This is a genomic window from Pseudomonas sp. 1176_21, assembly GCF_052850635.1.
Genome location: NZ_VXCV01000003.1, coordinates 300,208 through 321,973, shown reverse-complemented (window position 1 = coordinate 321,973; position 21,766 = coordinate 300,208). Strand labels below are relative to the sequence as shown.

Annotated in this window: 19 protein-coding genes; 4 read left to right on the top strand and 15 right to left on the bottom strand. The window is 64.5% G+C overall.

Annotated features, from left to right (window positions below; all coding sequences use genetic code 11):
* Positions 1 to 37: 37 nt before the first annotated feature.
* The 4 genes from FW760_RS09615 to FW760_RS09600 all read right to left on the bottom strand — a co-directional run bounded on the left by FW760_RS09615 (position 38) and on the right by FW760_RS09600 (position 5,973).
* Positions 38 to 232: a co-regulatory protein PtrA N-terminal domain-containing protein gene (locus tag FW760_RS09615; protein WP_058540951.1), complete on the bottom strand. Its 195-nt coding sequence runs from the start codon at positions 230 to 232 to the stop codon at positions 38 to 40.
* A 70-nt stretch (positions 233 to 302) separates the two neighbouring features.
* Positions 303 to 3,455, bottom strand: coding sequence for a CusA/CzcA family heavy metal efflux RND transporter (locus FW760_RS09610; protein WP_058540950.1), 3,153 nt, complete (start codon positions 3,453 to 3,455; stop codon positions 303 to 305).
* A gap of 19 nt (positions 3,456 to 3,474) precedes the next feature.
* Positions 3,475 to 4,695 carry an efflux RND transporter periplasmic adaptor subunit gene (locus tag FW760_RS09605; RefSeq protein ID WP_058540949.1) on the bottom strand — a complete coding sequence of 407 codons (1,221 nt, stop codon included), beginning with the start codon at positions 4,693 to 4,695 and terminating at the stop codon, positions 3,475 to 3,477.
* Positions 4,696 to 4,722: 27 nt separating this feature from the next.
* A complete protein-coding gene (locus FW760_RS09600; protein ID WP_058540948.1) occupies positions 4,723 to 5,973 on the bottom strand; it encodes a TolC family protein in 1,251 nt (416 codons plus the stop codon).
* A gap of 191 nt (positions 5,974 to 6,164) precedes the next feature.
* On the opposite strand from FW760_RS09600, the gene FW760_RS09595 reads away from it, so the two are divergent.
* Both FW760_RS09595 and FW760_RS09590 read left to right on the top strand, forming a co-directional pair.
* Positions 6,165 to 6,839, top strand: a complete 675-nt coding sequence (locus FW760_RS09595) for a heavy metal response regulator transcription factor (protein ID WP_043862020.1) — start codon at positions 6,165 to 6,167, stop codon at positions 6,837 to 6,839.
* The gene (locus tag FW760_RS09590; RefSeq protein WP_104572013.1) at positions 6,836 to 8,215 is read left to right on the top strand and encodes a heavy metal sensor histidine kinase; all 1,380 of its coding nucleotides are present in this window, start codon (positions 6,836 to 6,838) and stop codon (positions 8,213 to 8,215) included. Before FW760_RS09595 ends, FW760_RS09590 begins: the two co-directional genes overlap by 4 nt.
* A gap of 82 nt (positions 8,216 to 8,297) precedes the next feature.
* Here the strand turns inward: FW760_RS09590 and pdxJ are convergent, their stop codons facing one another.
* The 7 genes from pdxJ to lepA form a co-directional block, all read right to left on the bottom strand.
* On the bottom strand, positions 8,298 to 9,041 hold the full coding sequence (gene pdxJ / locus FW760_RS09585) for a pyridoxine 5'-phosphate synthase (RefSeq protein WP_054914771.1): 744 nt from the start codon (positions 9,039 to 9,041) through the stop codon (positions 8,298 to 8,300).
* 44 nt (positions 9,042 to 9,085) lie between these two features.
* Positions 9,086 to 9,769: a DNA repair protein RecO gene (recO, locus tag FW760_RS09580; RefSeq protein ID WP_043862023.1), complete on the bottom strand. Its 684-nt coding sequence runs from the start codon at positions 9,767 to 9,769 to the stop codon at positions 9,086 to 9,088.
* Between the two features lie 57 nt (positions 9,770 to 9,826).
* Positions 9,827 to 10,729 carry a GTPase Era gene (gene era / locus FW760_RS09575; RefSeq protein WP_043862024.1) on the bottom strand — a complete coding sequence of 301 codons (903 nt, stop codon included), beginning with the start codon at positions 10,727 to 10,729 and terminating at the stop codon, positions 9,827 to 9,829.
* A complete protein-coding gene (rnc, locus tag FW760_RS09570) occupies positions 10,722 to 11,411 on the bottom strand; it encodes a ribonuclease III (RefSeq protein ID WP_043862025.1) in 690 nt (229 codons plus the stop codon). Before rnc ends, era begins: the two co-directional genes overlap by 8 nt.
* Positions 11,408 to 11,548, bottom strand: a complete 141-nt coding sequence (locus FW760_RS09565) for a hypothetical protein (protein ID WP_156326207.1) — start codon at positions 11,546 to 11,548, stop codon at positions 11,408 to 11,410. The genes rnc and FW760_RS09565 overlap by 4 nt, the downstream gene beginning before the upstream one ends.
* A gap of 96 nt (positions 11,549 to 11,644) precedes the next feature.
* Positions 11,645 to 12,499, bottom strand: a complete 855-nt coding sequence (gene lepB, locus FW760_RS09560; protein WP_446443755.1) for a signal peptidase I — start codon at positions 12,497 to 12,499, stop codon at positions 11,645 to 11,647.
* Positions 12,500 to 12,504: 5 nt separating this feature from the next.
* Positions 12,505 to 14,304 (bottom strand): translation elongation factor 4, encoded by a 1,800-nt coding sequence (lepA, locus tag FW760_RS09555; protein ID WP_043862028.1) that lies wholly within the window; start codon positions 14,302 to 14,304, stop codon positions 12,505 to 12,507.
* Positions 14,305 to 14,482: 178 nt separating this feature from the next.
* Between lepA and FW760_RS09550 the strand changes: the two genes are divergently transcribed.
* On the top strand, positions 14,483 to 15,766 hold the full coding sequence (locus FW760_RS09550; protein WP_446443754.1) for a hypothetical protein: 1,284 nt from the start codon (positions 14,483 to 14,485) through the stop codon (positions 15,764 to 15,766).
* Positions 15,767 to 15,837: 71 nt separating this feature from the next.
* Here the strand turns inward: FW760_RS09550 and FW760_RS09545 are convergent, their stop codons facing one another.
* The 4 genes from FW760_RS09545 to rpoE all read right to left on the bottom strand — a co-directional run bounded on the left by FW760_RS09545 (position 15,838) and on the right by rpoE (position 19,702).
* Positions 15,838 to 17,217, bottom strand: a complete 1,380-nt coding sequence (locus FW760_RS09545) for a DegQ family serine endoprotease (RefSeq protein WP_370409179.1) — start codon at positions 17,215 to 17,217, stop codon at positions 15,838 to 15,840.
* Positions 17,218 to 17,517: 300 nt separating this feature from the next.
* Positions 17,518 to 18,483 (bottom strand): MucB/RseB C-terminal domain-containing protein, encoded by a 966-nt coding sequence (locus tag FW760_RS09540; protein ID WP_043862031.1) that lies wholly within the window; start codon positions 18,481 to 18,483, stop codon positions 17,518 to 17,520.
* Between the two features lie 12 nt (positions 18,484 to 18,495).
* Positions 18,496 to 19,089: a sigma-E factor negative regulatory protein gene (locus FW760_RS09535; protein ID WP_043862032.1), complete on the bottom strand. Its 594-nt coding sequence runs from the start codon at positions 19,087 to 19,089 to the stop codon at positions 18,496 to 18,498.
* Between the two features lie 31 nt (positions 19,090 to 19,120).
* Complete coding sequence (gene rpoE / locus FW760_RS09530; RefSeq protein ID WP_010220971.1) at positions 19,121 to 19,702, bottom strand: RNA polymerase sigma factor RpoE; 582 nt, start codon at positions 19,700 to 19,702, stop codon at positions 19,121 to 19,123.
* A gap of 449 nt (positions 19,703 to 20,151) precedes the next feature.
* On the opposite strand from rpoE, the gene nadB reads away from it, so the two are divergent.
* The gene (nadB, locus tag FW760_RS09525; protein ID WP_426427114.1) at positions 20,152 to 21,756 is read left to right on the top strand and encodes an L-aspartate oxidase; all 1,605 of its coding nucleotides are present in this window, start codon (positions 20,152 to 20,154) and stop codon (positions 21,754 to 21,756) included.
* Positions 21,757 to 21,766: the final 10 nt, after the last annotated feature.

Sequence of the window (21,766 nt, the reverse complement as noted above, 5' to 3'; positions counted from 1 at the left end):
CTTGCCGGCGCAGAGGCCCTTGCGAACACGGCGTGCGTCAGTCCTTCACCACCTGCTGCTGCACCTGCTCCTTCTTCTGCGCTACCTCCTTCCTGCCCTCCCCATGCACCCGCTCCTGGCTCTTGCGAAACTCGGCCCAGAACGCCTTGGTGCGCTCGGCGCCGCCTTCGGCCATTGCCGCGCTGCTGCCCAGCAGCAACGCGGCGATCAGTGCGTACTTGCTCAGGTTCATCGACCTTCCCTCATGATTGGATTCGAACCGATCATAAGCAGCCCAAGCTAACGCCAAGGTGAGCCGCACATTACAGTGCTGCAAGATTGTGCTCCTCCTCCTTGCGGTGCGCCCAGTGGTACAGCGCCGGCAGCACCAGCAGGGTCAACGCGGTGGACGAGAGGATGCCGCCGATCACCACGGTGGCCAGTGGGCGCTGCACCTCGGCACCGGTGCCAGTGGCCAGGGCCATCGGAATGAACCCCAGCGACGCCACCAACGCGGTCATCAGCACCGGCCGCAGACGCGTCAGCGCACCTTCGTCGATGGCCACGCGCAGCGGCCGACCCTGCTCGCGCAAGCTGCGGATGAAGGCGATCATCACCAGCCCGTTGAGCACCGCCACCCCCGACAGGGCGATGAAGCCCACCCCCGCCGAAATCGACAATGGAATGTCGCGCAGCCACAGCGCCACCACCCCGCCGGTCAGCGCGAACGGGATGCCGGTGAACACCAGCAGGCCGTCCCTGACGCTGTTGAACATCATGAACAGCAACCCGAACACCAGCAGCAATGCCACCGGCACCACCACCTGCAGGCGCTTGGCCGCCGATTGCAGCTGCTCGAACTGACCGCCCCAACGCGTCCAGTAGCCAGGCGGCACTTCCACCTGCGTATCGATGCGCTCGCCGGCCTCGGCCACGAACGAACCAATGTCGCGGCCACGCACGTTGGCGCTGACCACCACCAGGCGCTTGCCGTCTTCGCGGCTCACCTGGTTGGGCCCCTGCACCAGCGCCAGGCTGGCCACCTCGGCCAGGCTGATGAAGCCGATACCGCCGTCGCTGCCCGCACTGGCCGGTACCGGAATCAGCAGCTGCGACAAGCCTTCGATATCGGTACGCACGTCGTCCGAGAGGCGCACCACCATGTCGAAACGCCGGTCGCCCTCGTACAGCGTGCCGGCCTGGCGGCCGCCCACGGCCACGGCGATGGTGTCCTGCACATCGCCGACGTTGAGCCCGTAGCGTGCAGCCTTGTCGCGGTCGACCTCGATGGTCAGCACCGGCAGGCCCGAGGTCTGCTCGACCTTGACCTCCGATGCCCCCGGCACCGCCTGCAAGGTTGCGGCAATCTGTGCTGCCGTGCGGTTGAGCACCGTCATGTCGTCGCCGAAGACCTTGACCGCCACATCGCTGCGCACCCCGGAAATCAGTTCGTTGAAGCGCAGTTGAATCGGCTGCGACAGCTCGTAGTTGCTACCCGGCACCCGCGCCGCCGCGCGCTGGATATCGGCGATCAGTTGCTCGCGCGACTTGCCGGGGTCGGGCCACTGCGCCTGCGGCTTGAGCATCACGTAACTGTCGGAGATGTTCGGCGGCATCGGGTCGGCGGCGATCTCGGCGGTGCCGGTGCGCGCAAATACGCGCTGCACCTCCGGCACCTGGCTGACCACACTCTCCTCCAGGCGCTGCTGCAATTGCACCGACTGGCTCAGGCTGGTGCCCGGCACCCGCAGCGCCTGCAGGGCGAAATCGCCTTCGCTGAGGCTGGGCACGAACTCGCTGCCCATGCGCCCGGCCAGCACCGCGCACAGCAGCACCGACGCCCCGGCCAGGGTAAACGCCAGCCCACGGTGCCCCATCACCCAGCGCAATAGCGGCGCATAGCCGGCCTTGGCGCTGCGCATCAGCAGGTTTTCCTCTTCCTTGACCTTGCCGGTGACGAACAGCGCGATGGCCGCCGGCACGAAGGTCACCGAGAGCAGCATCGCTCCCAGCAGGGCGATCACCACGGTGAAGGCCATGGGGTGGAACATCTTGCCCTCCACCCCGCTCAGGGCAAAGATCGGCAGGTACACCACCATGATGATCAACTGGCCGAAGATCAGCGGGCGGCGCGCCTCGCGGGCGGCATTGAACACTTCGTGCAGGCGCTCGGAGCGGGTCAGCAGGCGGCCATGGTGCTGCTGGGCGTGGGCCAGGCGGCGGATCGCGTTCTCCACGATCACCACCGCGCCATCGACGATGATGCCGAAGTCCAGCGCACCCAGGCTCATCAGGTTGGCACTGACCTTGTTGCCGAACATGCCGGTGAAGGTGAACAGCATCGACAGCGGAATCACCATGGCGGTGATCAGCGCGGCGCGGATGTTGCCCAGAAACAGGAACAGCACCGCGATCACCAGGATCGCACCTTCCACCAGGTTCTTCTTCACCGTGGCGATGGCCTTGTCGACCAGGTCGGTGCGGTCGTACACCGTGACCGCGCTGACACCTGCCGGCAGCGTGCGGTTGATCTGCGCCAGCTTGTCGGCCACTGCCCGCGACACGGTGCGGCTGTTCTCGCCGACCAGCATGAACACGGTGCCCAGCACCACCTCACGGCCATTTTCGGTAGCCGCGCCGCTGCGCAGTTCGCGGCCGATGCCCACCTGGGCGACATCGCGCACGCGAATCGAGGTGCCGTCGACAGTGGCCAGCACGATGTTGGCAATGTCGTCGATACCTGCCAGTTGCCCCGGCGCGCGAATCAGCAGTTGCTCGCCACGGCGCTCGATGTAGCCGGCACCGACGTTGGCGTTGTTGCGCTCCAGGGCCGTCAGCAGGTCGCCCAGGGTCAGCTTGTAGGCGGCCAGGCGCCTGAGGTCGGGGGCAATCTGGTACTCCTTGGCGTAGCCGCCGATGCTGTTGATCTCGGCCACACCGCGCACGTTGCGCAACTGCGGCTTGATGATCCAGTCCTGGATCTCGCGCAGGTCGGTGGGCGTGTACTCGCTGCCGTCGGCCTTGCGCGCATCCGGCGCGGCTTCCACGGTCCACAGGAAGATCTCGCCCAGGCCGGTGGAGATCGGCCCCATGGCCGCCTCGACGCCGTCGGGCAACTGCCCGCGCGCCTGTTGCAGGCGCTCGTTGACCAGTTGCCGGGCGAAGAACAGGTCGGTGCCCTCGTCGAAGATCACCGTCACCTGCGACAGCCCCGAGCGCGACAGCGAACGGGTCTGCTCCAGGCCCGGCAGGCCGGCCATGGCGGTCTCGATGGCGAAAGTGATGCGCTGCTCGGTTTCCAGCGGTGAAAAGCCCGCCGCCGAGGTGTTGATCTGCACCTGCACGTTGGTGATGTCGGGCACCGCATCGATCGGCAGCTTCTGGTAGCTGGCCAGCCCCAGCCCGGCCATCAGCAGCACCGCGAGCATCACGATCAGGCGCTGCTCGATGGCAAATTGAATGATCCGTTCGAACATGAGGAGTACTCGTGGGGGCTCAGTGGGAATGCTCGGCGCTGGCTTTGCCCAGCTCCGACTTGAGGATGAAGCTGCCCTGTGCCGCCACCTGCTGGCCGGCCTGCAAGCCCGCCTTGATCTGCACAAAGCCGTCGGCCACCACACCCGGGGTCACCACCTGGGCGGTGAAGCCCTCTGCACTGCGCACGAACACGGTGGGCTGCTCTTCGAGGGTCTGCAGCGCGGCCTCCGGTACCGCCAGCGCCTCGTCCAGGCGCTCGGTAGGCACCCGCACCGCCACGAACAGGCCGGGGCGCCAGGCGCCGCGAGGGTTGTCCAGGGTGACCCGCACGGTGGCGGTGCGGGTCTGCTCGCCGAGCAGGCTGCCCACATGGCTGACCGTGCCGCTGGCCTGCTCGCCCAGTTCACTGGCCAGCACCGTCACCGGCATGCCGACGCGCAGCCTGGCCAGGTCACGCGGGGCCACGCCAAAGGTTGCCCACACCCGCGACAGGTCGGACAAGGTGAAGGCCGCACTGCTCTCGCTGACCACTTCGCCCGGCACCAGGTGCTTTTCCACCACCTGCCCGTCAAACGGTGCACGCAGCTCATAGCGGTTGCCGCCCGCCAGCACCACGCTGCCACTCAGCGCGCTGATCTTCTGCCGGGCATTGGTGGCGGCGATCTCGGCTTCCTGCAGGGCCTGGCGCGCCTGCAGGTAGTCCTGTTCGGCAGAGATGCCCTCCTGCCACAGGTCTTTCTCGCGGGCGAAGGTGCCGCGCGCCAGTTCCAGTCGCCGCTGGCTGGCCGCCAGCTCGCTGCGCTGCTCGGAGATCTGCGGGCTGGCGATCACCGCCAGCAGTTGCCCGGCCTTGACCTGCTGGCCGAGCACCACGGCCACCGATTCCACCACCCCGGCCGCACGCGGCACCAGGTGCGCGGTACGGTCCTCGTCGAAGCGGATCTCGCCCGGCAGGCCGAGGCTGCGGCTCAAGGTGCGCGGGGCCACGGTGGCCAGCTCGATACCGGCCACCTGGATCTGCTCGTCGCTCAGGGTCAGGTGGCCCTCCTGCTGTTCTTCGCCGTGGCCTTCCTCGCCATGGGCGTCGTCGCCATGGCCCTTTTCCTCATCGCCATGGCCCGCCTCGGCATGCGCCGCGTGGGAGGCCTGCGGCGCATTCATCTGGTGACCCAGCACAACCCCCAGGCCAACGCCCAGGGTCAGGGTGACGGCCACCAGCGTGATGGTTTTGCTGTTCATGCACATTCCTCGGCAAATCGTCGGGGGTCAGCGGCTGGCCGTGGCCAGGTCGCCGAAAAGTCGTTCCAGGCGGACTCGCGCATCGCTGCCCTGGGCCTGCGCCGCCAGGTATTGGGTGCGCGCCGCCACCAGCGTGCGCTGGGCGTCGAGCACCTCGAGAAAGCTGAACTTGCCGCGCTCGAAACCCCGCGTGGCGGCGTCCACCGCCTGCTGCGCCGCCGGCAGTATCGAGCGGTCGAAGGCCTGTACCTCGCCCGCAGCCACCTGCCACTGCGCCAGCGCCTGCACCACTTCGCTGCGCACCCGCAGCTCGGCGCCGTTGCGCAGGTCGCGGGCCTGATCGGCACGCCGCGCCGCCGCCAGCACATTGCCCTGGTTGCGATCGAACAAGGGCAGCGGTATCGACACCCCGACCACATTGATGCGCTCGCGGTCGGCCTCGCTGTACTGGCTACCCAGGCTGACGGTGAGGTCGGGGATGCGCTGGCTGCGGGCCAGCCCCAGGTCAGCCTCGCGCTGCTCGATCTGCAGGCGGGCCAGGCGCAGCTCGGCCGTGCGCTCGAGGCGGGCAAGCAGCGTGTCGCCCTCGGCTGGGGTAAGGGCGTCGGACGGCATGCCTGCCACCCGCTCGAACCCCGCCTGCGGCGCCCCCGTCACGCTGGCCAGTTGCTGATAGGCCACGACCACGGCCTGCTGCGCACGGCCTCGTTCCAGGCGCATCTCGGACACCTGCACCTGCGCGCGGGTGGTTTCGATGGGGGAAGCGCTGCCGGCCCGCACCCGCCCCTGCACCACCTGCAGGCCACGCTCAGTCAGGCGCAGCGACTGCTCGGCCAGTTGCAGCCGTTCCTGGGCCTGCACGGCGGCATGAAACGCAGCCAGCACCTCGGCGCGCAAGGCATTGCCCTGGCGTTCCAGTTCCAGCGCCGCCAGGGCCTGCTCGCGCTGGGCCACCTCCACCCGCGCACCGCGCTTGCCGCCCAGTTCCAGGCGCTGGCTGAGGCTGACGGTGGTGGTCTGCGAGCCGCGGCGGGTATCTTCCTGCTCCCAGCTCAACTCCGGGTTGGGCAGCAGGCCGGCCTGGTTGCGTTCGCCCAGGGCGATCTCGGTGCCCCAGCGCGCCGCGGCAAGCTCGGGGTTGTTGTCCTGCGCGGTGCGCAAGGCGGCATCAAGCGTCAGCACGCTCGCCTGCAGCGCTGTCGAAAGCCCCAGCAGCACCCCGGCCAGCGCCGCCAGCCGCGCCACGCGCTGTGGATGAAGCCTGTGCCTGCACGTCATGCGTGAATCCCCCGCGCCCATTTCGAAGCGGGCACTTTAGGGAGCGGGCTTTATCGTCAACATGACCCCAGGATTACAAATCTGTTATCCAGCGCCGCTCAGGACCGGCTTGGCTTACCATGCGCGACACGCCTTGACCCTGAAGTGACTCAAGGGTTGAGAATTGCCGTTTTGCACGCCGCGAGTACCCCATGCGCCTATTGATCATCGAAGACGAAGTCCGTACCGCCGAGTACCTGCAGCAGGGCCTGAGCGAGAACGGCTACATTGTCGACTGCGCCGCCACCGGCATTGACGGCCTGCACCTGGCCCGCCAGCACGCCTACGACCTGGTCATCCTCGACGTCAACCTGCCGCAGCTCGACGGCTGGAGCGTGCTGCAACGCCTGCGGGCGGAGTCCTCGACCCGTATCATGATGCTGACCGCCCACGGCCGGCTCTCGGATCGGGTCAAGGGCCTGGACCTGGGCGCCGACGATTACCTGCTCAAGCCGTTCGAGTTTCCCGAACTGCTGGCACGCATTCGCAGCCTGTTGCGGCGCAGCGAGCAGAACCTGGCGCCGGCCACGCTCAGGGTCGCCGACCTTGAGCTGGACCCCAGCCGCCACCGCGCCTACCGGCGCAACCAGCGTATCGACCTGACGGCCAAGGAGTTCGCCCTGCTGCACCTGCTGATGCGCCAGAGCGGCGAGGTGCTGTCGCGCACGCAGATCATCTCGCTGGTGTGGGACATGAACTTCGACTGCGACACCAACGTGGTGGAGGTGTCGATCCGGCGCCTGCGGGCCAAGATCGACGACCCCTTCGAGGACAAGCTGATCCACACCCTGCGCGGCGTGGGCTATGTGCTGGAAGCGCGCGAATGAAACCGGCACGACTGTCGTTGCGCCTGGGCCTGAGCGTCAGCCTGATGGGCGCGGCGCTGGTGCTGCTGCTGGCGAGCCTGGCGGTACTGGCGCTGGACCACGAACTGGACAACCGCGCCCGCAAGGTGCTGGCACGCAAGATGGAGCAGATCGAGCACAGCCTGGGGGTGGACCTGAAGGCCAGCGACCTGGGCTCGCGCGCCCACCCCCTGCTCGACCTGGTGATGGGCCACGACGATCTGAGCCTGAACATCATCGCCCAGACCGGACGCCACCCGGCCCTGTTGAGCCTGGGGCCTGCAGTGGAGGCCGAGCCGCTGCGGCGTATCGCGGCCGGGACAGCGCTGGGCTACAGCGAATGGCAGGACAGCGCCGAGGCCCGCCTGATGACCGCCGCGCGCCTGATGACCCTGCGTGACGGCACCCCGGTGCGGGTACTGCTGACGCTGAACCGGGCCGACGACCTCGGCCTGCTGCAGGCCTACCTGCGGTCGACGTTGCTGGCGTTGCCACTGCTGTTGCTGCTGATCGGCATTGCCGCCTGGAAGCTGGTGCAGCGTGGTCTGCTGCCGCTGCGCAGGTTCCGGCGGATTGCCGCCCAGGTGTCGGCGCAGGAGCTGAGCCACCGCCTGCCCGAGGACAAGCTGCCCCAGGAACTGAGTGCCCTGGCGCGCGGCATCAACGTGATGCTCGACCGGCTGGATGGCGGCGTGCAGCGTCTGTCGCAGTTTTCCGATGACCTGGCGCACGAACTGCGCACGCCGATCAGCAACCTGATGGGCAGGGCCCAGGTGACCTTGTCACGGGTGCGCTCGGCCGAGGATTACCGGGTGGCGCTGGAGGACAGCATCGAGGAGCTGACGCGCCTGAACCGGATCATCACCGACATGCTGTTCCTGGCCCAGGTGGACGCGCCGCGTCAGCAACTGGCGTTGAAGCCGGTGGCGCTGGCCGACGAGGCGCAACGGGTGGTGGAGCTGTTCGCGCTGAGCGCCGAATGCAAGGCGATCACCCTGAAGGTCAGCGGCTGGGGCACGGTGCAGGGCGACCGGCTGATGCTGCAGCGGGCGCTGTCGAACCTGTTGAGCAATGCAATTCGCCACAGCCCCGAGGGCCGCCTGGTGGAAATCGGCATCGAGCAGAGCGCACGGGGCGTGCAATGCTGGGTGCGCAACGAGGGGCCGGGGATCGAGGCGGTGCACTGGCCGCACCTGTTCGAGCGGTTCTACCGGGTGGGCTGCGGGCGCTCGCGGGTAGAGGGCGGCACGGGGCTGGGGCTGGCCATCGTGCAGTCGATCATGCAGGTACATGGTGGGCAGGTGGAGGTGACCAGCGCGGCGCAGGGGCCTACGCGCTTCAGTCTGATATTTGGCTAGGCGGCTTCGCCGGCAAGGCCGGCTCCTACAGGAATCGCAGCGCCTGTAGGAGCCGGCCTTGCCGGCGAAGGTCACGACGCATTCAGCGGTTGCTGGCTGCCAGAATCAGCTGTTTCATCTCGCTGACCGCACCCTTGAAGCCCACGAACAACGCATGGGCCACCAGTGCATGGCCGATGTTCAGTTCGTTGATGCCCTTGATCGCCGCCACCGGCTCGACGTTGTGGTAGTGCAGGCCATGCCCGGCATTCACGATCAGCCCCTGGGCCAGGCCGAAGGCCACGCCATCGGCCACGCGCTGGAGCTCTTCGGCCACCTCCGCCGGGGTCTGCGCATCGGCGTAACGCCCGGTGTGCAGTTCGATCGCCGGCGCGCCGACGCGGCGCGAGGCCTCGATCTGGCGCTCGTCGGCATCGATGAACAACGACACCTCCGACCCCAGGCGCGACAGGCGCTCCACCGCCGCCTTGATCCGCGCCTCCTGCCCCGCCACGTCCAGGCCACCTTCGGTGGTCAGTTCCTGGCGTGTCTCGGGCACCAGGCAGATGTGCGCCGGGCGAATGCGCTCGGCAAACTGCATCATCTCTTCGGTGACGCCCATCTCGAAGTTCATGCGCGTCTGCAGCACCTCGCTCAGTACCAGCACGTCACGGTCCTGGATATGCCGGCGGTCTTCGCGCAAGTGCACGGTGATGCCGTCGGCACCCGCCTCTTCGGCGTCCAGCGCGGCCTTGACCGGGTCCGGATATCGCGTGCCACGGGCCTGGCGCAGGGTCGCCACGTGGTCGATGTTCACGCCAAGGAGGATGCGGTTGCTGGTGGTCACGAAGAGACTCTCCTGAAAATTGAGCCTCACAGCATACGTCGTGATCAAGGCTTGCGAAACAGTTCCCGGCTGACCAGCGGACGCCCGCCCAGGTGCACCGCCAGCGCCTGGCGCATCAGGCGCTTGGCCGCGCCCAGCGCGCCCGGCATCGACCACTCGGCCTCGGCCATGGCCAGCAGGTGCGCGCCACTGAACAAGCCTGGCTGCACCAGGTACACCCGCTCCAGGCCCGCGTCCACCTGCAGGCGGTACAGGCCATCGGCCACCAGCGGATCGCCATTGATGTCGTGCTCAAGCGCAAAGCCATACCCCAGCTCGTCCAGCAGGCGCCATTCGAAGGCACGCAGCAACGGCTCCAGCGGGCGCCCCGCGCCCAGTGCCTGCAAGGTGGCAGCGTACTGCTCGAACATCACCGGGTGCGGGTCTTCGGCCTGAAGCAGGCGAATCAGCAGCTCATTGAGGTACAGCCCGCTGAACAGCGCGTCGCCGTTGAGCCAGACCGCCACGCCTGCGCTGTCCATGCGACCGACATTCTTGAGCTCGCCGCGCCCATGGAACTGCACCTCCAGCGGCACGAACGGACGCGCCAGGCTGCCGGCCTTGCCGCGCGCACGACGCAGCACGGCGCGCAGGCGCCCCTGGGGGGTAAGGAAGTCGACCAGCGCACTGGTTTCACGGTACGCCCGGCTGTGCAGCACGAAGGCCGGTTGGCCGTCTGGCATGTCCATGATTCAGCACTTCACGAAGAGGTGGGCCCGACACCGGCCGGTGTCGGGCCAGGGCAATCAGAGGTCGCCGTAGCCCAGCGAACGCAGGGCGCGCTCGTCGTCGGACCAGCCACCCTTGACCTTGACCCACAGGTTCAGCATGACCTTGGCGTCGAACAGCAGCTCCATGTCCTTGCGCGCCTCGGTGCCGATGCGCTTGATGCGCTCGCCCTTGTCGCCAATGATGATCTTCTTCTGGCCGTCACGCTCGACCAGGATCAGTGCATGGATATGCAGCACGTTGCCCTGCTGCTTGAATTCCTCGATTTCGACGGTGATCTGGTACGGCAGCTCGGCGCCGAGCTGGCGCATGATCTTCTCGCGTACCAGTTCGGCAGCCAGGAAGCGGCTGCTGCGGTCGGTGATCTGGTCTTCTGGGAAGAAGTGCTCGTTTTCCGGCAGGTGCTTGGCAATCAGTGCTTCGAGGGCATCGAGGTTGTGCCCGTGCTGCGCCGAGACCGGCACGATCTCGGCGTTGGGCAGTTGCTCCTGCAGCCATTGCAGGTGCGGCATCAGCTCGGCCTTGTCCTCGATGCGGTCGGTCTTGTTGATGGCCAGGATCACCGGGCCCTGCACGTACTGCACGCGCTCGAGCACCAGTTGGTCCTCGTCGGTCCACTTGGTGCGATCGACCACGAAGATCACCACGTCGACGTCTTTCAACGCCGCCGAGGCGGTACGGTTCATGTAGCGGTTGAGCGCCTTCTCGTTGCCCTTGTGCATGCCGGGGGTATCGACGTACACCGCCTGCACATCACCTTCGGTCTTGATACCGAGCATGTTGTGGCGGGTGGTCTGCGGCTTGCGCGAGGTGATCGCGAGCTTCTGCCCGAGGATGTGGTTGAGCAGCGTCGACTTGCCCACGTTGGGGCGGCCGACGATGGCGACGTAGCCGCAACGGGTAGTGTTCTGTTCAGTCATTGCCATTCTCCACGCCCAGGGCGATCAGTGCTGCGGCGGCCGCGACCTGCTCGGCGATACGCCGGCTCACGCCCTGCCCTCGGCTTTTTTCAGTCAACAGGGTCACTTCGCATTCGACGAAAAACGTCCGGCAATGGGGTTCACCCTGGATATCCACCACTTCGTAGCGGGGCAGTTCGCAGGCCCGCGACTGCAGAAACTCCTGCAGGCGGGTTTTCGGGTCCTTGTTGGTGTCGACCAGGGTCAGGCTCTCGAACTCACCGGCCAGCCATGCCAGCACGCGATCGCGAGCGGTGTGCATGTCCGAGTCCAGGTAGATCGCACCGATCAGCGCCTCGAGGGCATCGGCCAGGATCGACTCGCGCCGGAACCCGCCGCTTTTCAGCTCGCCCGAGCCCAGGCGCAGGTACTCGCCCAGGTCGAAACCGCGGGCCAGCACGGCCAGGGTTTCACCCTTGACCAGGCGGGCGCGCAGGCGCGACAGCTGGCCCTCGCGGGCCTGGGGGAAGCGCTCGAACAGGGCCTCGCCGGCGACGAAGTTGAGGATCGCATCACCAAGGAACTCCAGCCGTTCGTTGTTGCGGCCGGCAAAGCTGCGATGCGTGAGGGCCAGCAGCATCAGCTCCTGGTTCTTGAAGGTGTAGCCGAGCTGGCGCTCGAGGCGGCTCAAGGAAACGCTCACAGTGTACCCACGCGCTGTTCGTGGTCGATTTTCAGCAGCGGCGCCAGGGCGCCGGGCTCACACAGTTCTGTCCGGCTCGAAGCCGACGGGGTTAACGCGTTGTTCAAATGCAAATCCTGAAAGACGGTTTTGTTCATGCCTGACGTCCGGCCGGGGCGCGTCTTGTGGACGCCCTTGTACAGCCTATGCCAGAAAAGCATTCGGCGCTGTCGAAGGACAGCGCCGTTAGGGTGTTACTTGATCAGGCCAACCCGCGAAAGGCTCGGGAAGTGGCTGAGCTTGGGCTCTGGCCAGCTCATCCAGATGGCGAAGGCCTTGCCGACGATGTTCTTGTCGGGAACCATGCCCAGCAGTTCCTTGGGAATGTTGGGGTCATCCCAGTAGCGACTGTCGTTGGAGTTGTCGCGGTTGTCGCCCATCATGAAGTAGTGCCCGGCAGGCACCACCCACTGCTGGTCCGGCGGCATGCGATAGCGGCTCATCTCCTTGCGGATCAGGTGCTCGGCCTCGCCCAGCTTCTCCTTGTACAGCTCGGCGCTGCCCAGGGTGCCCGGCTCGCTGCCGACCAGTTGCTCGGCAATCGACTGGCCGTTGACGAACAGACGCTTGTCGCTGGTGTAGCGCACCTGGTCGCCCGGCAGGCCGACCACACGCTTGATGTAGTTGACGTTCGGGTCGCTCGGGTAGCGGAATACCATCACATCGCCGCGCTGCGGATCACCGACCTCGATGACCTTCTTGTCGATCACCGGCAGGCGGATGCCATAGGAGAACTTGTTCACCAGGATGAAGTCGCCCACTTCCAGGGTCGGCTTCATCGACCCCGAAGGGATCTGGAACGGCTCGACCAGAAACGAGCGCAGCACCAGCACGATGAACAGCACCGGGAAGAACGATTTGCCGTACTCGACCAGCAACGGCTCCTTGTTCAACTGCTCGACCACCGCCATCTCGGGCTGGCTGACGCTGCCCTGATAGGTGTTGATCGCCGTGCGCCGGCGCGGGGCCAGGAACAGCAGATCGATCAGGGCCAGCAGTCCACACACGGCAACGGCGATGACTAGCAACAGCGGGAAATTTAGTGACATAGGACCTAGCTATCCAACCTGAGCACGGCGAGGAAGGCTTCCTGTGGAATTTCCACGTTGCCCACCTGTTTCATGCGTTTCTTACCGGCTTTCTGCTTTTCCAACAGCTTGCGCTTACGGCTAACGTCGCCACCGTAGCATTTGGCCAGTACGTTCTTTCTGAGCGCCTTGACAGTGGTACGCGCCACAATCTGCCCGCCAATGGCGGCCTGGATTGCCACATCGAACATCTGCCGCGGGATCAGTTCCTTCATCTTCTCGGTCAACGCGCGGCCTTTGTAGTGCGCATTGTCACGGTGCACGATCAATGCCAGGGCATCGACCTTGTCGCCGTTGATCAGTACATCGAGCTTGACCAGGTTGGCCGACTGATACCGGTCGAAATGGTAGTCCAGCGAAGCATAGCCGCGGCTGGTGGATTTGAGGCGGTCGAAGAAGTCCAGTACCACTTCGTTCATCGGCAGGTCGTAGCGCACCTGCACCTGGGAACCGAGGAACTGCATGTCGCGCTGTACGCCACGCTTCTCGATGCACAGGGTGATGACGTTGCCCAGGTGTTCCTGCGGCACGAGGATGGTGGCGGCCACGATCGGCTCGCGGAAGTCTTCCACCGACGACACGTCTGGCAGCTTGGACGGGTTGTCGACGTAGATGGTTTCACCGGTCTTGAGCTTGACCTCGAAGATCACGCTCGGCGCGGTGGTGATCAGGTCCAGGTCGTACTCGCGCTCCAGGCGCTCCTGGATGATCTCCATGTGCAGCATGCCGAGGAAGCCGCAACGGAAGCCGAAGCCCAGTGCGTCGGAGCTTTCGGGCAGGTACTGCAGCGACGAGTCGTTCAGGGTCAGCTTTTGCAGCGCGTCACGAAAATCTTCGAAATCTTCGGAACTGACCGGGAACAGGCCGGCATATACCTGGGGCTGGATACGTTTGAAGCCTGGCAGCACTTCCACGTCGGGCGTGGAGCTGAGGGTCAGGGTGTCACCGACCGGTGCACCGTGAATGTCCTTGATGCTGGCGATGATGAAGCCCACTTCGCCGGCCTTGAGGTCGGCGGTGGCGGTGTGCTTGGGGTTGAACACGCCCACGCTGTCGACCAGGTGCACCTTGCCGGTGGACTTGACCAGAATCTTGTCGCCCTTCTTGACCCGGCCATGGCGCACGCGCACCAGGGACACGACGCCCAGGTAGTTGTCGAACCAGGAGTCGATGATCAGCGCCTGCAGCGGTGCATCGATGTCGCCGGTAGGGGCCGGAATGGTCTGCACCAGGCGCTCGAGCACCTCGTCCACGCCCATGCCGCTCTTGGCACTGCAGGCCACGGCGTCGGTGGCGTCGATGCCGATGATCTTCTCGATCTCGTCCTTGACGCGGTCCGGATCGGCCTGGGGCAGGTCCATTTTGTTCAGTACCGGCATGACCTCCAGGCCCTGCTCGATGGCGGTGTAGCAGTTGGCGACCGACTGGGCCTCCACGCCCTGGCCGGCATCGACCACCAGCAGCGCGCCTTCGCAGGCGGCCAGCGAACGGCTGACTTCATAGGTGAAGTCGACGTGGCCGGGGGTGTCGATGAAGTTCAGCTGGTAGGTGATGCCGTCGTTCGCCTTGTAATACAGGGTAACGCTATGGGCTTTGATGGTGATCCCGCGCTCGCGCTCGAGGTCCATGGAGTCAAGTACCTGCGCTTCCATCTCGCGCGCGGTGAGGCCACCGCACATCTGGATGAAACGGTCGGCCAGGGTCGACTTGCCATGGTCAATGTGGGCGATGATGGAGAAATTGCGGATATGACTCAAATCACTCACGGGTCAACACTCAAAAAGGCTGCGGGGCGAACGCCCGCCGAAAAATAGCCGGGAATTGTACCTTATGAAGGGGCCAGCCGCCACGCCCGCCCCTCCAGTTTCATGGTGCCTGATATTTCTGTCAGTAGATGGCCGCTCGCGCAGACCCGAATATAGGGCACCAGACGGAGAAATGGCCATGGCACATGTTCAACCAGCAGTCCCCGGAAGCCCCGATACGAGCTTTGGTGACAACGGCGAGCGCTCCCTACCGCAAATTGCGGACACCGATCGTTTCATCACTGATGTGGCAATACACGATGACACAATCACCGTGTGTGGCCTGACCGGGGACCACGAGCAGTCCCGCTATACCTTGCTTCGCTTCGATGATAAAGGTGATCTGGACCCGACGTTCGGCGACGACGGGATAGTGTTCGGAACATTCGACCCGGTGGCCGAATCGGGCGCGGAAGCCATCGTCGTCGATGCCAACGCGAAGATATGGATGCTGGGATGGGTGAACAGCGCCGGCAAGCCCCACAGACTGGTGGTGGCACGTTTCGACGCGCAGGGCGCGCTGGACACCAGCTATGCCTCCCCCTACGGTTACCTTGCCCTGGATCAGGACAACAGCCTTCATCTGAAGCTGCATTCCACGTCACTCCAGCTGCGGGCCGGACACCTGCTCGCCAGTGCTACGCTGGAGTCGGATTGGCTGGCTACCCATGCTTGCGTCTATCGACTGGATCTTGCCGGCAATGCCGGTTTCCCGAGCGGTCAGTTCATCGAGATCACACACCCTTCCGGGACGGTGCAGATCGCCAATGTCATTGCGCAGGAAAGTACATTTCTCGTTGCCGGAACCTTGCGCAACGGGCCTGAGACCCGAGGCTTCATCGCACGCTTCAGAAACGACGGCACACCCGACCCGTCCTTTGGCGACCGATACGGTTTCAAGCTGTATGAATCCCCGCTGTCGCGCTGGCTGCGCTGGTTGCCGCGCTGGCTCCGCTGGCTTGCTCCGCGTCGAAACGCCAACATCCGCTTCAACACGCTGATTCAACGCCCCGATGGCCAACTGATCGTCGCGGGGAACCTGCCCGGCGAGCGCCCCGAAGACACGAACGCCATGACTTGGCAATTCGATGCCGAAGGTGTGAGGGACGCGACCTATAACCACGGCAACCCGACGGTGCTGACCTTCAACACGCACACCGAAGACGAATGGGAAGCCGCAGCGCTGCACCAGGACGGCAAGCTGGTGGTGTTTGGCCTGGGCGGTCAGCGCATCTACCGTGCCCGCTATACAGTCCATGGCCGACTGGATACTGCCTTTGGCAACCAAGGTATCGCCTTCCAGGACTACCCCAAGGACAGAAAGATGATCGCCGTCGCAATGACGCCCGCCGCCACACTGATTGGCTTGAACAGCCAGCACGCATGGGGTTTCTCCGGTCTTCTGGCACGCTTTCGCAATTGACTGCGCGCCCATGAAAAAGCCCGACGCATCGGCGTCGGGCTTTTTCTTACCGCGACCTTCTCGGTCAGGCCTTACTCGGCCAGCTTGAAGGTGATGAAACTGGCACGGCCCTGACGCAGCACGCGCATCGACACCGAACGGTTCTTCGGCAGTTCCTTGGCGATTTCGGTGAAGTTCTTCGCCGAAAGGATGGCCTGGTTGTTCAAGTGGCTGATGACGTCACCGGGACGCAGGCCGATCATCGCGGCCGGACCATCCTGCACTTCCTTGATGACCACGCCGCCCTTGAGCTCCAGAGTCTTTTTCTGCTCTGCGGTCAGGTCGGCTACCGATACGCCCAGGCGGTTGCTGCTGCGCTCGACGCCGCCATTGGCACCGGTGGTCACGTCCTGATCTTCATCGGGCAGTGCACCGATGGTCACGTCCAGGTTCTGGCGCTTGCCGTTGCGGATGATCTCCAGCTTGGCCTTGGCGCCATCTTTCAGGCCACCGACCAGGTGCGGCAGGTCAGCCGACATGACGATCGGCTGACCGTTCATGCTCAGGATCACGTCGCCCACCTGCAGGCCGCCCTTGGCTGCCGGACCATCTTCCAGCACCTGGGCCACCAATGCGCCGGCCGGTTTGTCCAGGCCGAAGGATTCGGCCAGGTCCTTGTTGACCTCCTGGATCACCACGCCCAGCCAGCCACGGCTGACCTTGCCGTCCTTTTTCAGCTGGTTGGAAACATCCAGTGCAACATCGATCGGGATAGCGAACGACAGGCCCATGAAGCCACCCGAGCGGGTGAAGATCTGCGAGTTGATGCCGACCACTTCGCCATTCATGTTGAACAGCGGGCCACCGGAGTTACCCGGGTTGATCGCAACGTCGGTCTGGATGAACGGCACGTAGGTGTCGTTGGGCAGGGTGCGGCCCTTGGCGCTGACGATACCCTTGGTCACCGAGTGATCGAAGCCGAACGGCGAACCGATGGCCAGCACCCACTCGCCCACCTTGAGTTTCTCGGAGTCGCCCAGCTTGACCGTGGGCAGGTTCTTGCCATCGACCTTCAGCAATGCCACGTCGGTACGCGGGTCGGTGCCGACCAGCTTGGCCTGCAGTTCGCTGCGGTCGGACAGGCGCACGATGATTTCATCGGCATCGGCCACCACGTGGTTGTTGGTGAGGATGTAGCCGTCGGCCGAAATGATGAAGCCCGAACCCAGCGACTGGGCCTCGCGCTGACGATCGCCACGGGGTGAGCGCGGGGCTTGCGGCATGTTGCGCTCGAAGAACTCGCGGAACATCGGCGGCAGGCCTTCGAGGTCTGGCATCTGGCCCGCAGCATACTTGCGATCAGGCAGCTTCTGCTTGGTACTGATGTTGACCACCGCCGGCGAGGCCTGCTCGACCAGGGTGGTGAAATCAGGCAGGGCTTCGGCCTGGGCGTTGAGCACCTGCCCGAGCATGAGCACGGCGGCGAACAGCGACAGATAGGATTTCAAGCGAGGTATTGACATACGGCTCCCGTCACAACGAGCGTGGTTAAGCAGTAGGGACCAGCCAACGCACAAAGCCCGGCAACATCCTCGAAAGGCTGCGACCAGGCTCGGTGGATCGGCATTGTTGATGCTGCAACAGCAGTAAAGGCCAGCCCCCGAAAGAACTGACCTATAGATAAATCTGGAGAATTTTGCAAATTCGAAGGCTTACGAATCATGTCAACGCCTTGGCGGCCCATCGATCATCAACGCATTACCTGTGGCTCGTCATTGGCTGGCGTGGGCGTCTTGGGCACGCATCGACAAGGCGACCCGCTCGGCCGTACCGATGGGGATCTCCCCTACCACGGTGACCACCACATCACCCTTGGGCGTGGTCAGCCGGCGTGAAACCGCGACCGTCGGGCCAAGCTGGGTACGGGCGTCGATGCCCGAATTGCCTGCAACCGGCTCCAGAAACACCGAGAAGCGTGCCAGGCCATCATCGTACATCAGGCTGCTGACGATGCTCTTGTGCTCCGGATCCTTGCGTACCGCGCTGTTGACCAGCTCGAAGCCGGGTGGCAACCAATCGGAACGCCATCCCGATGCGGCCTCGGCAACCTGCTGAGTGGCCTGTGCCACCGGCTTGCAGTTGCTGCTGGGCTGCAGTTGGGCATCGTCCGGCGCCTTGTCGGTCTCCAACCGGGTGAACTGGAAGCGCTCCAGCAGTTGCTCCTTGTCGTTGAGCAGCAACGACTTGAGGGGCAAACCCGACTGTCGATCCAGGTGCAGCTCGAAGGCATAACGATGCTGATCGCGCGGCCTGAGGGTGATGATCTCGACCTCGCGACCGGCCACCCGGGAGCGCCCTGCCACACTCAGGTCGTACCAGTTCATCAGCTTCAAGGGGTCCAGGACACGGGGCGAAGACTGCGCCGCATTGCCCACTCCTCGGGCCAGGGCGCCGCTCACGCACTGGGTACGTCCATCTACCCGCACAACCTCAAGGGCTGGGCCATCGAGTTGCAACAAGCGTTCACGAACCTTGCCTTCCTGCACCCGATGCCAGATGTCATGGGTGGAAAAGCTGCCGTTACGCTCGTAGACGAAAGTACCCTGATAACTCTGCTGCTGCTCGGCCTTGGCCAGACGGTTGAGCCAGTCTGCGGCATCAGTGGAGGAGTTGGCGGCCAGGGCCGGCACCGACAGACATCCTCCGAGCAAGAGCGGTAGTAGAGTTGGCGCGCGCATGATCCTCCTTACTCAGCGATTTTCCAGGCTGGCCGCACGGGCATAAGGCAGAGCACTTTCAGTCCCTTCCACGGCGGCTTCCTGAGCATGCTGGCGCAGGTAGCCCGGCAGACGTTCGTCCTGCCAGCCGCTTTGACCTTGCAGCACGCCATTGGCCATCGGGCCGGTCGGCTGTTCGGCACTCTCGGTGTAGCCTGCCAGTACTGCCGGGCCTTGTACCTGAGGTACGGTCACGCCTTGCTGCACAGGCTGCTGGGCAGCCAGTTGGGCACCGCTGATGTCGTCCTGGTTGTACAGGCGCACACCTGCCAGTACTGCAACGGTCACCGAAGCTGCAACAGCCAGACGACCCAGGCTGCGCCATGGACCACGGGCAACCTTGACCGGCGTGGCTTCGTCAGCCAGTGCGGCACTGACCGCGGCGGCGATATCCAGTTTTGGCAGCAGCAGTTCCTTGTGCATCGCTGCTCGGGCAACCTGGTAACGCGACCAGGTGGCACGGGTTTCATTGTCGTCGACGGCATTCAATACCCGACGCAACTCCAGTTCGTCCGCTTCGTTATCCATCACCGCGGACAGCGATTCCTGCAAAGCTTCACGACTCATGGCGGTTCCTCTCTTGGCTGTCGCCGCTGTCTCAGGTTTCCTGCAACAACGGCTGCAGGGCTTTATCTATGGCCTCCCGAGCGCGGAAAATTCGAGAGCGCACGGTACCCACCGGACACTGCATGACGCTCGCAATGTCCTCGTAACTCAGACCATCGAATTCACGTAAAGTTAACGCCGTACGCAAATCTTCTGGCAGCTGCTGGATGGTTCGGTGGACGGTGCCCTCGATTTCATCTCGTAACAGCGCGCGCTCTGGTGACTCGAGATCCTTGAGGCCATGATCGCCATCGTAAAATTCCGCATCCTCGGAACTGACATCACTGTCTGGCGGCCGTCGACCGCGGGATACCAGATAGTTTTTCGCCGTGTTGATCGCAATGCGGTACAGCCAGGTATAAAACGCACTGTCGCCACGGAAATTGCCAAGCGCACGGTAAGCCTTGATGAACGCTTCCTGTGCCACATCCTGGGCTTCATGGGTGTCGTGCACAAAACGCACGATCAACCCGAGAATCTTGTGCTGATACTTCAGCACCAACAGATCAAACGCTCGCCTGTCGCCACGCTGCACGCGCTCGACAAGCTGCTGATCCTCTTCCTGGGTTAGCATGAACACTCCTCGGTGGACCTGGAGGAGTGCTGCAGCGGCCATCGTTCAGGCTTGCAACCATAGACTCGGGCTTTTCGCAAAAGTTCTCCCCTCCAAGCAAGTTTCCTGCGGCCCTTGAACGGCTCGCACGAAAAACGCAGCACGGTCACGGCCGGCTGCGTCAATATTCTGGTCTCGTGTACGCAGGCAGAGCCGATATCAGCCCCAGGCCTCCCGTCGCCGCCGCGTCCTGGCATGCAGGCAACCTTCTATGGATAGGCAGGGTTCCAGGAAAGTTCCCACATGCAAGCATCAGGTCGCACCGCACGTCATGGAAATCAGGCCCTCGAGGCTGTTATAAAGGCAACCCAGCCCGTTTCACGATAGTTTCACAATGCCATAAACACCTGACTATTGTGCCGATACCCCCGTCCTTATACTAGTGGTCGCCTCGCTCGGATATCCCTGACATGAGCCAACAATTCCAACATGACGTTCTGGTGATCGGCAGCGGTGCCGCCGGCCTGAGCCTGGCCCTGAACCTCCCGGCGCACCTGCGCATCGCCGTACTGAGCAAAGGCGAGCTGGCCAACGGCTCGACCTTCTGGGCACAGGGCGGTGTTGCCGCCGTGCTCGACGACACCGACACGGTACAGTCCCACGTGGAGGATACGCTCAATGCCGGCGGCGGGCTGTGTCATGAAGACGCGGTGCGCTATACGGTCGAGCACAGTCGCGAGGCGATCCAGTGGCTGATCGACCAGGGCGTGCCGTTTACCCGTGACGAACAGGCCGGCGTCGATGAACGCGGCTTCGAGTTCCACCTGACCCGCGAGGGCGGCCACAGCCACCGGCGCATCATCCACGCGGCCGACGCCACTGGCGCGGCGATTTTCACCACGTTGCTGGAGCAGGCCCGCCAGCGCCCGAACATCGAGCTTCTGGAACAGCGCGTGGCGGTCGACCTGATCACCGAACGGCGCCTGGGCCAGGCCGGCGAGCGCTGCCTGGGAGCCTATGTGCTCAACCGTGCCAGCGGCGAGGTCGACACCTTTGGCGCCCGCTTCACCGCGCTGGCCACCGGCGGGGCGGCCAAGGTCTACCTCTATACCAGCAACCCGGACGGCGCCTGCGGCGACGGGATCGCCATGGCCTGGCGCGCCGGCTGCCGGGTGGCGAACCTGGAGTTCAACCAGTTCCACCCCACCTGCCTGTACCACCCGCAGGCCAAGAGCTTCCTGATCACCGAAGCACTGCGCGGCGAAGGCGCCCTGCTCAAGCTGCCCAACGGCGAGCGCTTCATGCCGCGCTTCGACCCGCGCGCCGAACTCGCCCCGCGCGACATCGTGGCCCGCGCCATCGACCATGAGATGAAGCGCCTGGGCGTCGACTGCGTGTACCTGGACATCAGCCACAAGCCTGCGGAGTTCGTCAAAAGCCACTTCCCGACCGTGTACGAACGCTGCCTCACCTTCGGTATCGACATCACCACCCAGCCGATCCCGGTGGTACCGGCGGCGCACTACACCTGTGGCGGCGTGATGGTCGACGACCACGGCCAGACCGACGTACCGGGGCTCTATGCCATTGGCGAAACCAGCTTCACCGGCCTGCACGGTGCCAACCGCATGGCCAGCAACTCGCTGCTCGAATGTTTCGTCTACGGCCGCTCGGCGGCAGCCGACATCCTCGCCAGGCTCGACAGCGTGGCCATGCCCCAGGCCCTGCCCTGCTGGGATGCCAGCCAGGTCACCGATTCGGACGAAGATGTGATCATTGCGCACAACTGGGACGAGCTGCGCCGGTTCATGTGGGACTACGTCGGCATCGTGCGCACCAGCAAGCGCCTGCAGCGCGCCCAGCACCGGGTACGTCTGCTGCTGGACGAAATCGACGAGTTCTACAGCAACTACAAGGTCAGCCGCGACCTGATCGAGCTGAGGAACCTTGCCCAGGTAGCGGAGCTGATGATCAGGTCTGCCATGCAACGTAAGGAATCTCGGGGTCTGCACTACACGCTGGACTATCCAGACATGCTGGCAGAGGCAATAGACACGATCCTTGTCCCAAGATGACTGCGCGGGG